Annotated in this window: 10 protein-coding genes; 6 read left to right on the top strand and 4 right to left on the bottom strand. The window is 59.7% G+C overall.

Annotated features, from left to right (window positions below):
* Nucleotides 1-15 precede the first annotated feature (15 nt).
* From KB449_RS33455 to KB449_RS33465, 3 genes are all read left to right on the top strand, one after another.
* Nucleotides 16-1,701 (top strand): S-layer homology domain-containing protein, encoded by a 1,686-nt coding sequence (locus tag KB449_RS33455; protein WP_282912487.1) that lies wholly within the window; start codon nt 16-18, stop codon nt 1,699-1,701.
* Nucleotides 1,702-1,942: 241 nt separating this feature from the next.
* Nucleotides 1,943-5,089, top strand: a complete 3,147-nt coding sequence (locus KB449_RS33460; RefSeq protein WP_282912488.1) for an S-layer homology domain-containing protein — start codon at nt 1,943-1,945, stop codon at nt 5,087-5,089.
* Between the two features lie 82 nt (nt 5,090-5,171).
* Nucleotides 5,172-5,969 carry a GNAT family N-acetyltransferase gene (locus KB449_RS33465; RefSeq protein ID WP_282912489.1) on the top strand — a complete coding sequence of 266 codons (798 nt, stop codon included), beginning with the start codon at nt 5,172-5,174 and terminating at the stop codon, nt 5,967-5,969.
* A gap of 434 nt (nt 5,970-6,403) precedes the next feature.
* Here the strand turns inward: KB449_RS33465 and KB449_RS33470 are convergent, their stop codons facing one another.
* Nucleotides 6,404-7,021, bottom strand: coding sequence for a TetR/AcrR family transcriptional regulator (locus KB449_RS33470; protein ID WP_282912490.1), 618 nt, complete (start codon nt 7,019-7,021; stop codon nt 6,404-6,406).
* A gap of 177 nt (nt 7,022-7,198) precedes the next feature.
* Between KB449_RS33470 and KB449_RS33475 the strand changes: the two genes are divergently transcribed.
* Together KB449_RS33475 and KB449_RS33480 are read left to right on the top strand one after the other, a co-directional pair.
* Nucleotides 7,199-8,380: a YhgE/Pip domain-containing protein gene (locus tag KB449_RS33475; protein ID WP_282912491.1), complete on the top strand. Its 1,182-nt coding sequence runs from the start codon at nt 7,199-7,201 to the stop codon at nt 8,378-8,380.
* A gap of 233 nt (nt 8,381-8,613) precedes the next feature.
* Nucleotides 8,614-9,642 (top strand): M14 family zinc carboxypeptidase, encoded by a 1,029-nt coding sequence (locus KB449_RS33480; protein WP_282912492.1) that lies wholly within the window; start codon nt 8,614-8,616, stop codon nt 9,640-9,642.
* Between the two features lie 85 nt (nt 9,643-9,727).
* Here the strand turns inward: KB449_RS33480 and KB449_RS33485 are convergent, their stop codons facing one another.
* The 3 genes from KB449_RS33485 to KB449_RS33495 form a co-directional block, all read right to left on the bottom strand.
* On the bottom strand, nt 9,728-10,417 hold the full coding sequence (locus KB449_RS33485) for a hypothetical protein (RefSeq protein ID WP_282912493.1): 690 nt from the start codon (nt 10,415-10,417) through the stop codon (nt 9,728-9,730).
* Nucleotides 10,418-10,567: 150 nt separating this feature from the next.
* Entirely contained in the window at nt 10,568-11,407 is an 840-nt protein-coding gene (locus KB449_RS33490) for an anti-sigma factor (RefSeq protein WP_282912494.1), read from the bottom strand.
* The gene (locus KB449_RS33495; protein ID WP_282912495.1) at nt 11,391-11,981 is read right to left on the bottom strand and encodes an RNA polymerase sigma factor; all 591 of its coding nucleotides are present in this window, start codon (nt 11,979-11,981) and stop codon (nt 11,391-11,393) included. The genes KB449_RS33490 and KB449_RS33495 overlap by 17 nt, the downstream gene beginning before the upstream one ends.
* A 178-nt stretch (nt 11,982-12,159) precedes the next feature.
* Between KB449_RS33495 and KB449_RS33500 the strand changes: the two genes are divergently transcribed.
* Nucleotides 12,160-13,779, top strand: a complete 1,620-nt coding sequence (locus tag KB449_RS33500) for a copper amine oxidase N-terminal domain-containing protein (protein WP_282912496.1) — start codon at nt 12,160-12,162, stop codon at nt 13,777-13,779.
* Nucleotides 13,780-13,791: the final 12 nt, after the last annotated feature.

The following is a 13,791-nucleotide window of genomic DNA, read 5'->3' on the forward strand; positions in this document are numbered from 1 at the left end:
GCGGGGAAACGAGCAGTGAAATCGCGCATGCTTCGTATATTCATGATTTTGACGCTGTGTCTGGCCTTCGTGCCGGCAGCAGCAGCTTACGCCGAGAGCTCGGTCGTCTCGCTGCAGGATGTGGCGGATGTGACGGCGGGCGGACAGGTCGATATCAAAGGCGCCTCTACGTTGGATGAGGTCATCGTCAAAGTGCTGCGTCCTGACAGCAGCGTCGTGTACTTCAATATCGTGCCTGTGACCGCCGGACAATACGCGTCGCCGTTCACGATCGGCTCCGGCGAGCCGGGGGGCACTTATACCGTAGCTGTGGGGCAAGGCGGCGATGTGGCGAGCAAGACTTTTAAGGTGACGGGGGGGACAATCATTCCGTCTCCCGGCGGAACCGTGTCGACGCCAACACCACCTCCTACGACGGGCAAGGTCATCACGCCGGTAGGCGGCGTTGAGCCGGTCGTGGTCGACACGAGCAAGAATAAGACTTCGACGGTGGACGCAGGCGGACGCTCGACGACCGTCGTCACGCAGGACGGTGCATCGCTCGCCGATGCGTTGAAGAAGGCTGCGCAACAGGACAATAAAGGCGCTGCGCCTGTCGTGTACATTGCCTATGAAGGCAAGCAAGGCGATGCCGTGCAGTTCAACCTGCCCTTCTCCGCGTTGAAGGACGCCGCCTCTTCGGGCGCGATCGTATCGCTACAAACCGGCGAAGGCGAATATTCGCTGCCGCTCGGCGTGCTGAACTTCGACGCGATCGCCGCGAATCTCGGCGCATCGGCACAGGACATCACCATTCAGGTCAACATCGTCCCGTCCGCAGATGACATCAACGCCAAGATTAAAGCTAGCGCGGCCGGCATCGGCGCCTCGCAGCAGGGCGGCGCGATCGAGTTTTCGATCGTCGTATCCGGCGGGGGCAAGACTTCCGAGCTGAATGAATTCGGCTCGACCTATGTGTCGCGTACGGTCGTCACATCGGGCACGATCGACGCTTCGCACGCGACCGTCGCGCTGTACGATCCGCAGACAGGCGCACTAACCTTCGTGCCCGCACAATTCACGAAGCAGTCTGACGGCACTTTTAAGATTACGTTCAAGCGCAACGGCAACAGCATCTATACCGTACTAACGGCTAACAAGGCGTTTACCGATCTGACCGCGCCTTGGGCCAAAGCGGACGTCGAGCTACTCGCCTCCAAGCTCGTCGTCAACGGCGTGTCCGATACGCAGTTTGCGCCGAACAGCAGCATCACGCGCGCCGAATTCGCGGCGCTGCTCGTCCGCGCGCTGGGCCTCACGCCTGACGCATCCGGCGCTGCAGGCTTCAAGGATGTCGCATCGGGCGCATGGTACGCAGGCGCAACGGGCGCAGCCGTAAAGGCGAAGCTGATCGAAGGCTTCGAAGACGGCAGCTTCAAGCCTGGAGCCACGATCACACGCGAGCAGATGGCGGTCATGATCTCGAGAGCCGTCGCGTACGCGCAAGGCTCCGCGCCGTCGTCTTCGGAAGCCTCGCTGAGCGGCTTCAAGGACAAAGCTGCGATCGGCAGCTGGGCGCGCGCATCCGTGGCGCAGGCCGTTGATGCCGGCATCATCACCGGCATGACGAGCGACACGTTCGTGCCTTCGGCGCAGGCAAGCCGCGCTCAGGCGGCTGTCATGCTGAAGCGGTTTATGCAGTACTCGGATTTGATCGACTGATCACGCCGTATTCGAAACGGAGAACCGTCAGGATCGCATCCGGCGGTTCTTCTGTCTTGGCAAGGGGCGCCTGAGCTCCGGAGTTGGGCGGAAGCGCTAGAGAATGGAAGCGCGTCGGATTTGTCAACGTTCAGTCATTGACGAAGATCATAATGACCTTTAGGCTTATGAATGGCCGAGGTGCCCCGACTCGAATCGCATGCGCAGCATCAGGACAATACATCAAGAGGACGGGATCACATTGGCGACGAATTGGAAAGCAGTATTATTGGCAAGCATGATCGCCACATCGGCATTCGGAGCGAGGAACGTGCTCGCCGCTCCTCTTGCTTCCGTGGAGCAGGCTTCATTAAAAGATATCGGTTCGGTGTCGGCCGATCGGCAGGCAGCCATCCGCGAAGCGGTCTCGCTTGGGCTGATCAGCGGCTATCCGAATGGAGAATTCAAACCGGAAGAGTCGCTCACGCGAACGCAATTAGCCGTGTTGTTGGCTAAAGCTCTGCATCTGCCGTTGGATACGAATGCAGAATCAAGCTTTAAGGATGTTGCCTCCGACAGTTGGAGCACGAGTTATATTGAGGCCGTGCGCAAGGCCGGCTTGATGAACGGAACGGATACCGGTTTCGATCCGAACCGCAAGGTTACCCGTCAGGAGCTGGCGTCCGTATTCGTGCGCGCCGTCAACGGCCTGAACACGACAGGCGGGCTGGAGATGGACCCTGCGCTTGCCTCGGGAACAAGCGGTTGGGCGGCAGCATCCGTGCAAGCCGCGCTCCGGCTAGGTTTGATGACCCCGGAGGACGATGGCTTCCAACCGAAACAGGCGGTAGCGAGGGCGGATATCGCGCAGCTCCTGGTAGATATTTTTGCGGAAAAAGAGTTAAGCGCAGTGGTAACGAAGGTCGACGGCGACGTAATTATGGCGGATGGTAAGCCGCTGCTGGTATCGGACAAGCTTAAGCAGCTTTTGCTGGCTGAAGGAAATAAAGAGGCGCTATCAGGCGCCAAGCTTCGGTTCAAATCCGCCGTTCGCAGCGTGAACGCGCTATCGGAGCTGGAGATCGTCGCCACAGGTACGGCAGGGACTCCGGTTAAGTTAGATACGACAGGGATGCCTGTCGGAGGTACGCTGAAGGTATCGGGCGATTACATAGCGATCAACGGAGGAACGATTAAAAATCTGATCCTTCAAAATCAAGCAGCTAACGTGTCCGTCGACGCAAGCGTCGATCGTCTGGAGCTGATGGGGCAGGCGGCGACGCTGTCCGGTAAAGGCGCCTATCGCGAGATCCAGATTAGCGATCCAAGAGCTAAACTGACCATCGGCGGCGACGTGCGGATCGACCGGCTGGTCTTGCCGGAGGGTATCGCGCTGGCGGACATCGTAACCAATCTGAGCCAGGTGCAGTCGCAGATCGGCAGTATCGTATCGGCAAGCGGCGTGCCGGTAACGAAGCCATCGGCACCCGTATCCTACAATCCGCCCACGGTTGCGGACAAGAGCGCGCTAGGCGCAGCGATCGCCGACGCTTCGGGCCTTGCCGATACGGCGGTGGCTGGCAAAGCGGAAGGTCAGTACCCGCAGAGCGCGATCGATGCGCTGAAGGAAGCGGTCGAAGCTGCCGGCGCGGTAAAGGCCGATATTCAGGCCACACAGTCGCAGGTAGACAGCGCCCTGGCGACATTGCGCACGGCGATCAATGTATTTAAAAATGCTGTCGTACATGTCGGTACCACGCTCCTCGACGATGCGATCGCCGACGCATTGGGCTATGCCAATGCCTCGGTGGCAGGCGGAGCGGAGGGTCAGTATCCTCAGGGCGCGATCGACGCGCTGAAAGAGGCAATCGAGGCTGCCGAAGCTGTCAAGGCCGATATAGGGGCAACGCAGACGGCGATCGACGGCGCAGCCTTCACGTTGCGAGAGGTGATCGATACATTTAAGAATGCGGTCGTCCATATCAATCTCACGCAGCTGAATGCGGCGATCGCAGCTGCATCGGGCTATGCCGGTGCGGCAGTGGCTGGAGGTGCGGAAGGCCAGTACCCGCAGAGCGCGATCGACGCGCTGAATGATGCGATCGAGGCTTCAATTGCCTTAAGGAACGACGCCGCGGCAACACAAGCGGGGATCGACAGCGCCGAATCCACGCTGCAGGATGCCATCGATACGTTTAACAATGCTGTCGTTCACATCGATTTGGCGCAGCTGGACGCAGCGATCGCAGACGCTTCGAACCTTGCCGATGCGGCGGCCGTTGGCGATGCGGAAGGCCAGTACCCGCAGAGCGCGATCGACGCGCTGAATGATGCGATCGAGACTTCAATTGCCTTAAGGGACGACCCCGCGGCAACACAAGCGGGGATCGACAGCGCCGAATCCACGCTGCAGGATGCCATCGATACGTTTAACAATGCTGTCGTTCACATCGATCTGACGCAGCTGGACGCAGCGATTGCCGATGCTTCGAACCTAGCCGATACGGCGGTGGTCGGCACCTTGGAAGGCCAATACCCGCAGAGCGCGATCGATGCGCTGAATGACGCGATTGAAGCTGCGGAAGAAGCAAAGGGGAAAGCCGGAGCAACGCAGTCTGAGATCGACAGCGCAACGGGGGCACTGCAGAATGCAATTACGGCGTTTCAGGACGCTGAGTCGCATTCGCTGAAGGCCTCCTTGGAGGGGCGTCCATTCTACCTCAACAGCGGCAGAACCGGCACGACCGGAGATACGGTTCTATCTGCCGACAGTTATGAGCAATACAACAAGCGCAATATTAAAAATTATCTGAAAATCAAACGCGGCGCGGTAAATGAGACGATTGAATATGATGACGTCAACAATCAGTTTACCGTAACGGAGAGCGGAAGCGGCGTGGTGGGCACCATCACTGTGGAATCCACATCCCCGCTTGTGGAGCTCACGCCGGGCACTTCCGGGATTACCGTTCATCCGTTAGATGCCGCCACCGAGAGCACGGAGGCTGCCCTTGTGTTTCATGTCAAGGAGGGTAACGAGGAGGTCAGCCAGGTGACGCTGCCGATCGTCATGGATGAGACGGCTCCGATCTTGAGCAGCAGTGTCTACGGCAGTGGTCAGTTCACGCTGACGGCAAACGAAATGTTGACGACGGCAATAATGGGATATAGCATGCAGGTGCAGTTTTCGCAGAGCGGCAATGCCGTCGATTTCCAGCCATTGACTGCGAACACTCATTATTCTGTCAGCTTCGTCGACAAGCGCATTATCATTACGTTGACAGCCGAGGCCAGATCCAATTTTGTGCTTCAGTCGTCCAGCAAGTTCAAGATTACTATGACGGGCATTACGGATAATGCCGGGAACGATCTTTACGTCGATACAACGATAGACGTACCGCAATACTGAGTTGGCAGCCCTGGAGATCGAGGCGATTCAGGACGCAGTGCCCGGTGTTTACACAGGCCTGATCCCCCCTGAGTTAAGCCATGTGTTGAAGCAGCGGCTTCCGGCGTCGTTTCTGGCGCTCGGAGCCTGTCGGGGAGGCGAGCCCGTCGGGCTGGCGCTCGCCGAGCGGAGAGAGGCAACGGATACGGCGAGTCTGCTCGCGTTGACTGTGGCGGAGTCAGCGCGCCGTCAGGGCGTGGGACGCGCGCTATTCGACGAGATTGAGACGGCGCTGAAGCAGACGGGGACGCGCGCGATCGGAGCCGAATATCTCGGAGGCACCGATCCTGGTACGTCGGAGGCCGCTTTCTTAAAGGCATGCGGATTTGATGAACCGCTGCACGGTATCCATATCTGGGGCGGTTCGACCGGGCTTCATCCGGAGATGCCGTGGGTTCACCAATTACGACTGCCGGATGTATTTACGGTAAGTCCCTTCAAGACGTTGACGACGCAGGAGTACGAGGAAGTACGGCAAGGAGAGGGCGTTTGGTATACGCCGGACTATTCGCCGTTTGCGGATGAAGACCTGATCGACAAGGAACGCAGCCTGCTGCTGCGCTATGGCGGTGCGGTCGTCGGCTGGATGATCTTCGAGCCGTTCGATACCCGAACGATACTGTTCAAAACGATGTTCGTGCATCCCCGTCATCAGCGCATGGGACGCGGCATCGCGCTGGCTGCCGAGGCGGGGCGGCGCTTGATCCGCGATTCGGATTTCTCGGAATGGCTCCTGTTCGTAGAAGGACGCAACATGGATATGGTCCGTTTTTTGCACAGGCATGTTGCCTGCCCCGGCGTTCAAAAAGAAGTGCTTTGGAGAACGGTCAAGCGTTTTTGACCGTTCTTTTTTTGTCGTTTTTATGCTTCAACCGCCAGTTACTCCGCTCCAGCGGCGCGCTTCCACCCAAATAAGAATGTGCCACATCGCTATCCTGTCACATCGACGCATTTCCCATACTTATCCCATCCCAATCGGCGCCCCAGCATCAGGACGAGTGGACCGTACGTCCGCTATTTTCGCAAAAGTGTGGATTAAAGAGGGCGTTGCGGACCGTGGATGCGCTATTCCTCCTGAAAGCTGCCCCCAAGCTGCGGATTCATGCAAATAACGGATGCTGTGTCCGAAACCGCTGCGGAAACGTACAATCGGCGTGAATAACAGATCCTGTGTCCGGAGGAGGAACGGAGCGGACGCAAGAAAGGCGTAAACGGAGCCCGATAAAGGGTAACACGTTGCGCAGAACAGCCACACCGTATTTCTACAACGCGCTTTTATTCCACCAACTCCGGCTTTTTCCGAATGCCGCTCGATACGAGCGGGCCGTAGCTCAATAAGTTGACCATCATCTTGGCCATCTGTCTGGGCGCGAGCTGGCGGCCGGTGTCCAGCCAGTGCGTGACGATACCGAAGTTCGCGGAGGCGATGTAGGAGACGAGGTAGTCGAGCGGTACGGCCCGATCTTCGGGCGACAAGGTCCCCAGCTTGGCCTGAATCCGGGTGGCGAACAACTCCCGCAACTGTCGGGCGAAGGACAAGTCGCCTTGCTGGCCGAGCATGATGCGCAGAAATTCCCCATGACGGGCGATCTCCTCGAAGATGGAGATGCTGATCGGATAAGGCTCCTCCTTGTCGATATATTGAATCGCTTCCGTAATATCGAGCTTCTCGACGCAGCCCCGCACGCGGGTGAATACGTCGTCCTTCAACTGCTGCAGCATGTCCCCGACATCCCGGTAATGCAAATAAAACGTGCCGCGATTGACGTCTGCGCGGTCGGCGACATCGGTGACCGTGATCGCATCGGCGCTCTTTTCTTGCAGCAGCGTCATGAGCGCATCGTAGAGCAGCTGCCGGGTTCGCGCTTTTCGCCTGTCCAACTTTTCCGTCATCGCGACTCCTCCGTTCTTTTTTCGCGTTAATCAACAGCTCGTCGTCGATCTGCCGATTAATGAACATCGCGTCCTTACATTGACGATTGAACGTCGCTCTCTCTTCATTATAATGAACGTAGTGAGCGTTAATCAACACGATGTTCAATAAAGTGTACAAGAGGAGCGGATAGTGAGATGTCGATATTCAAACAAAAAATCGTATGGATCGGGACGCTGATCGTCCTGCTCGTACTGGTCGTATTCGGAGCCGCGATGATGGGCTCGGTGCTCGGAGCCAAGCCGAAGGAGGTGCCGGTGGCGCTTGTCGTGCTCGACCAACCGGCCGAGCTGCCGGGCGGCTCGACGCTGGCCGTCGGAGAGATGCTGAAGGAGAAGCTGACGTCGAATGCGCAGCTGCCGATCATCTGGACCATCGTCGGCTCCGAGGCCGAAGCGCGCAAGGGGCTGGACGATCGGCAATATTATGGCGCGTTGATCGTACCGGCCGATCTTAGCTCGGGCGTCGCCTCTTTGGCCGGCGCCGCGCCGAAGCCGGCAACGGTTAAGATCATTGCGAACGAAGGCTGGAATACGCAGGCTGCCACCGTCGTAAAGCAAGGGCTCGCTCAGGCGATGCGGCTCGCCGGCGCGGAGCTGTCGAAGACGATGCTCGAGCGAATCGGCGCACAAACGCAGCAAGTGTCCGTGACGACCGCGTCGGCGCTGCTGTCTCCTATTGTCGTACAGGAAGAGATCATGCATGCGGCAGGCGTCAACAACGCATCCGGCAATGCGCCGGGCCTGCTCACGCAGATCATGTGGATGGGCAGCCTGGTATCGGCGCTGATTCTATTTTTTGCAGGCGGCGCGGCCATGAAGGCGGGATCGCGCCGACCGGCCGCGATCGTCTGGCAGTCCATCGCGGGCATCGTGCTAACCGGGCTCGCTTCGGCCTTCCTCGTCTGGGAAGCGTCCTCCTGGTACGGCATGGAGCTGGCTGACGCGACGCAAACCTGGCTGTTCCTGTGGCTTGCCGGCGCAGCCTTCTACATGATTCAATCCGCGCTGCTCAACTGGATCGGAATGCCGGCGATGGCGATCCTGGTCCTGCTGATGTTCTTCTCGATGCCGATGCTGAACATGGCGCCGGAGTTCCTGTCGACGGCATCGCACGACTGGATCTACGCCTGGACGCCGCTGCGCTTCGCAGCCGTCGGGCTGCGGGAGGTCATGTATTTTGGCGGTCTGGACGCTGTGTCCTCGAATGCGACCGTCCTATGGAGCGTCGGAGGCGGCTTCCTCCTGCTGCTGATCGGTTCCGGCTGGAAGCGGATGAAGCCCAAGACCCAAGCGCTACCAACGCCGGAAGCGGCCTGACGCTATACAACGGTCTAATAGGTTGCGGAGCGCCTTGCGAGGCGCTCCGCATTTCGTGATGACGCCGACCTGCGCGCTGTCCGATTGGGCGATGACCGACGAATCCAAATATGCGATTATCGCTGAATTGTTCAAAAACGAAGCGGAAAAGGGAAAGCGTCTTTCCCGGCGCGCCTGCATAATACAGGAGACTCTAACAACGCTAACGACAACTATCGCAGGAGGAATCGATCTTGGAGGCATCGTTCTGGAAAGGGAAGCTGACGGATATCGAGGAAGCGATGGCGAGCCTGAGCCTTGGCAGAGCGAGCGTGCTGACGGCGTCCGCGGGCGGGCGCAGCGTCTATATGGCGGAGTACGGCGACAAGCAGGATTTCGGGCGGCAGGCGAACTACAGCTCGGCTTGCGGCGCCCGCGCTCCGTCGAAGTACGCGGACAAGGGCGAGGACGCAAGGCCCGTGCTGCTCATCGTCGGCGGCGTGCATGGCGGAGAGCTCGAGGGCATCGTCGGCGTCATGAACCTGATCCGTTTGCTCGAGACCGGCGAGGATTACCGAGGACGGCGGCACGATTACCTTTACGATAACGCCGGCCGCTTCCGTCTCTTGCTCATTCCTTGCATGAATCCGGACGGCCGGGCGCGTCTGCCCGTCGATTCGCTGATCGGCGTGCCGTACGAGCAATTCGTTTATTATATGCAAGGCTCCTGGAAGGACGGATCCCTCTGCCGATGGCCGGATTGCAAGGCGGTTCATCCGATCAAGGAAGCATCGGCGTTCCTTGGCTCCTACTTCAACGACGACGGCGTCAACATGATGCACGATAACTTCTTCGCGCCCATGGCGAAGGAGTCGGCTGCGCTGCTCGGGCTGGCGGACCGAGAGGCGGTCGATTTCCATATGACGCTTCATGGCGGCGCGGATACGGCAGTGCATTTCCCATGGATCCCGTACCTGCCGGTCGACGTGAAGCGCAGGCAGCAGGCGTTCAACCTCCGGATGGCGGAGGCGCATCGCGTGCACGGGCTGCCGTTCGACGTGGTCGAGCAGATGGTGCAGGACGGGGAATCGTATCCGTATCCGTCCTTTAACCTGACGACTGCGGTTCACCATGTATGCGGGGGCCTGAGCATGACGTACGAGTCCAACATGGGCATCGACGGGCCGGGACATCGCTTTACGCCGGATGAGATTCTCGACTGCCACTTCCTCCTGTTCGAGCAAATGTTCCGGTTTGCGCTCGAGGAGCGCGCAAAGGCATAAGGCGGGCATGTGCAGCTAAGTGCGAACGTGCGCGGCATGTGAGAACCTGCGATACCGTGCGCTACCCATGTGCAACCATCCGTAATTAAGCCGCCTTCCATAGGCGGCTTTTTTGTGCTGCAGAGCCGGTATGACCGGTCCGTCCGCCAAGGCTAGTGCCGAGGTGCGGCCATGTGGCGCTGTCCAGCGCCTCTTTGCCTCGGCCGGTCCCGCGGTTCAGCGATGTGGCGCCGTCCAGCGCCTCTTTGCCTCGGCCGGTCCCGCGGTTCAGCGATGTGGCGCTGTCCAGCGCCTCTTTGCCCCGGCCGGTCCCGCGGCTCAGCGATGTGGCGCTGTCCAGCGCCTCTTTGCCCCGGCAAGTCCCGCTGCTCAGCGATGTGGCGCCATCCAGCGTCTCTTTGCCCCGGCCGGTCCCGCGGCTCAGTGATTTGGCGCCATCCAGCGTCTCTTTGCCCCGGCCGGTCCCGCGGCTCAGCGATGTGGCGCTGTCCAGCGCCTCTTTGCCCCGGCCGGTCCCGCGGCTCAGCGATGTGGCGCTGTCCAGCGCCTCTTTGCCTCGGCAAGTCCCGCGGCTCAGCGATGTGGTGCTGTCCAGCGCCTCTTTGCCTCGGCAAGTCCCGCTGCTCAGCGATGTGGCGCCGTCCAGCGCCTCTTTGCCTCGGCAAGTCCCGCTGCTCAGCGATGCGGCGCCGTCCAGCGCCTCTTTGCCCGGCCGGTCCCGCGGCTCAGCGATGTGGCGTTGTCCAGCGCCTCTTTGCCTCGGCGGGTCTCGCAACCCAGCGATGTGGCGCCGTCCAGCGCCTCTTTGCCTCCAACGCCTTTGCGTGGATTGGCCAAGCGAGTCATCCGAAAACGAAAACGGGATGAGGCAGAAAACCATTCTGCTTCATCCCGTTCTGTGCTTCGTTCGGAGCCATCCCTTGAATTAAGCGTCGAGCGAAGCCGCCAGCACGATCTCGCCGCGCGGTTGGTCGCCGAACGCATCCGGCTCGAGCGTGATCGCGACCGTATCGTAGCCGCCGTTTTTCAGCGTGTAATAAAGGGCACCGGTTCCCTCGGCGGATAAGAAGGTGCCGGCACTGAATTTCTCCTGGCCCTTGATCAGCCAAACCTGGTAAGCCTCGTTGCCCTGCAGCTTCGGCAGCTGTTCCGCCTGCACGAGCAGGTGGGTGCCGTTTTTGTCGATGACGATGGTCGCGAGGCCCGTGGCGACAATATCCGCCGCAGCCGGATTCAGCTTGACGGCCTGGTTCACCTTCAGCTCTTGAACCGGCGCGCTGCCGACGTCCGCGAGCTCGCCGCGCAGGTCGCCGACTTGTCCCCGCAGCTGGGCGGCGTACAGCGCGAGCGCGAGCAGCGCCGCGACGAGTCCGGCTGTTACGAGCTTCATGTAGACCGGCGTGCGTTTCTCGGTTGTCGTGAAAACCGGTGGGCTCCCGTTCGGCTCGGCCGGCTTCGGCGGAGGTTGTATCGCATGCCGCGCTTCGGCTTGCGCCGCGGCGATCGGCGCTGCCGTCTCTTGCCCGGCGGAGACGTTCCCTGCAAGCACGTTTTCCAGAATTCTCTTTTTCATTCCTTCCGGAACCGGCTGAGGCTCCGCGGCCGTCGGCAGCAGACCGACGATATCCGCCAGCTCATGGCGCTGCTCCCGACAGGATGCGCAAGAGGAGAGATGCGCTTCGAAGCGCGTGGCCTCCTCCTCCGTGAGACCGCCCAGTACATACAGCTCGAGCAGGTCGCAAGTCCGATCATGAGGTTGTGTCATAGGGTATTCGCCTCCTTTCCAGGTCTCCGAGCCGTTCCTTGAGCTGCTTCATCGCCAGTCGCACGCGGCTCTTGACCGTACCTAGCGGGATGCCGTGCCGCTCGGACACCTCGTGCTGCGTAAAGCCTTGATAATATATGAGCTCCAGCACCTGCTGCTGGTCCGGATTCAGTGCCGACAGAGCTTCTCTTAATTGCTCGCCCGTCCACTTGGCATCGTATTCTTCCTCGGGACCGCCTGCCGTATCGGGCATGCGCGCGAGCTGTTCGGCGTCCGCAGTCTGGCTGGTCGTACGATTCTGCCGCTTGCGCAGCTGATCGATCGCGATATTGCGGGTTACCGCGAAGATCCAGGTCGTCAGCTTGCCCAGCGAGGCGTCGTAGCGCTCCGGTTGATTCCATATTCGCATGAATAATTCCTGTACGATCTCTTCGGCCAGCATCGCGTCTTGGGCGAACCGGTAGGCGAAGGCGTAAACCGACTTCTCGTACCTGTCGTAGAGCGCTTCGAGCGCCGTGGCGTCTCGTCCGGCGATGCGGCGCATCATCTCAGTATCTGACGCGATATCGTTCATCGAGGAGCTCCTTTCCTGAACTCCCATTCATTATAAGGGTTCGTAATTGAAATTACAGCGGATCACTTTTTTAAAAAAATAGGTCCGGGCGGTGATCCGAAATTTCGCGGAGCCCGTTACACCTTGCAGAACCGTCAAGGAAGCTGACGGCCACCCCATTATAAAAGGAGTGTTCCTCATGAACGGACTACGCGTCAAAATCACAGGTTTGCTCTTATCGCTATTGCTGCTGGTGCCCGCGTTCGCGAGCGCCCATACGGTCAGTTCGAAGGGGCCGACGCCCGACTTGCGCTCGGCGCTCGGCCAACTGCTTGGCGAGCATGCGCTGCTCGCGATCGTCGCGATGCAGAAGGGCTACGACGGCGCTCCCGACTTCGCGCAGGCGGCAGGGGCGTTGAATCAGAATACGGACGACCTGTCCGCCGCGGTCGCCTCCGTATACGGCACCGACGCCGGCGCGGCGTTCAAGAAAGTATGGTCCACGCACATCGGCTACTTCGTCGACTATGTCAAAGCGACGTCGGACAAGGATGAAGCGGGCCGCGCCAAGGCCGTCGCCGATCTGGAATCGTACCGAATGGCGCAAGCCAAGTTTTTCGCCGACGCCAATCCGAAGTACTTCGACGAGAAGACGATCGCTGACGGCCTCAAGATGCACATCGACCATCTGCTCGCAGCATTTAACGCTTATGTGAGCAAAAACTATACGGCTGCGTACGACGATGCCAAGACGGCTTATGCGCACATGTACCTGACAGGCGATGCGCTGGCTGGAGGCATCGCGGCGCAGTTCCCGGCGAAGTTCACGGATGCCGTCGCCTCCAATCCCGCATCCGACCTGCGCTCGGCGCTGGAGCAGAAGCTGGGCGAGCATGCGCTGCTGGCGATCTTCGCCATGCAGAAGGGAATCGACGGCACGTCTGACTTCGCAGCGGCAGCCGCATCGCTGAACCGCAACACCGACGAGCTGTCCGCCGCAGTCGCTTCCGTATACGGCGCGGATGCAGGAGAAGCCTTTAAAAAGGTATGGTCCTCGCATATCGGCTATTTCGTGGACTATGTAAAAGCAACCGGCACCAAAGACGAAGCCGGCAAGAAAGAGGCGGTCGCCGAGCTGGAAGAATACCGGATGGCGCAAGCCAAGTTTTTCGCGGACGCGAATCCCGCGAACTTCAGCCGGCAAGCGATCGCCGACGGCCTGAAGATGCATATCGACCACCTGTTGAACGCGTTTGATGCCTATGTGGCCAAAGATTACGCCGCTGTCTATAAAGACGCTCGCACAGCGTATGCCCATATGTTCCCGACAGGCGCGGTTCTCGCCGCCAGCATCGCGGCTCAATTTCCGGAAAAATTCCACACGGCGGCAACGGCTCCCGAGGTTATGAAGGTCTGGTTCAAGGTCGGATCCAACCAACTGATCATTGACGGCAAGGAAACGACGATGAACACGAAGCCGTACATGGACAACGGGACCAACTATATCCCGCTGCGCTATCTCGCCGAGGGCATCGGTGCCAAAGTGACTTGGGATCGTGGCGCTCAATCCGTATGGATCGACGCGGGCGATGCCAAGGCGCAGTTCTGGGTCGGCAAAAACTACATGGAGCTGAACGGCAAGCGCATGGAGATCGGGAATCCTGTCATGCTGAAGGACAACCGCGTGCAGGTGCCGGTACGCTTCATCGCCGAGCTGTTCGGCTGGGATGTCGCCTGGAGCGCCAAAGACTGGTCGATCACGCTTACGAAGGCCATGGAGACGAATACGTCAGCCGATATGGCGGACATGCACCACTGAAGATCGAGAAGC

The organism is Cohnella hashimotonis, from assembly GCF_030014955.1.
Taxonomy (GTDB): Bacteria; Bacillota; Bacilli; order Paenibacillales; family Paenibacillaceae; genus Cohnella; species Cohnella hashimotonis.

Excerpts from the sequence above, each read along its gene's own strand:
- KB449_RS33470 (WP_282912490.1), bottom strand. The coding sequence starts at position 7,021 with ATGACGGAAAAGTTGGACAGGCGAAAAGCGCGAACCCGGCAGCTGCTC.
- KB449_RS33475 (WP_282912491.1), top strand. The coding sequence starts at position 7,199 with ATGTCGATATTCAAACAAAAAATCGTATGGATCGGGACGCTGATCGTC.
- KB449_RS33490 (WP_282912494.1), bottom strand. The coding sequence starts at position 11,407 with ATGACACAACCTCATGATCGGACTTGCGACCTGCTCGAGCTGTATGTA.
- KB449_RS33495 (WP_282912495.1), bottom strand. The coding sequence starts at position 11,981 with ATGAACGATATCGCGTCAGATACTGAGATGATGCGCCGCATCGCCGGA.
- KB449_RS33500 (WP_282912496.1), top strand. The coding sequence starts at position 12,160 with ATGAACGGACTACGCGTCAAAATCACAGGTTTGCTCTTATCGCTATTG.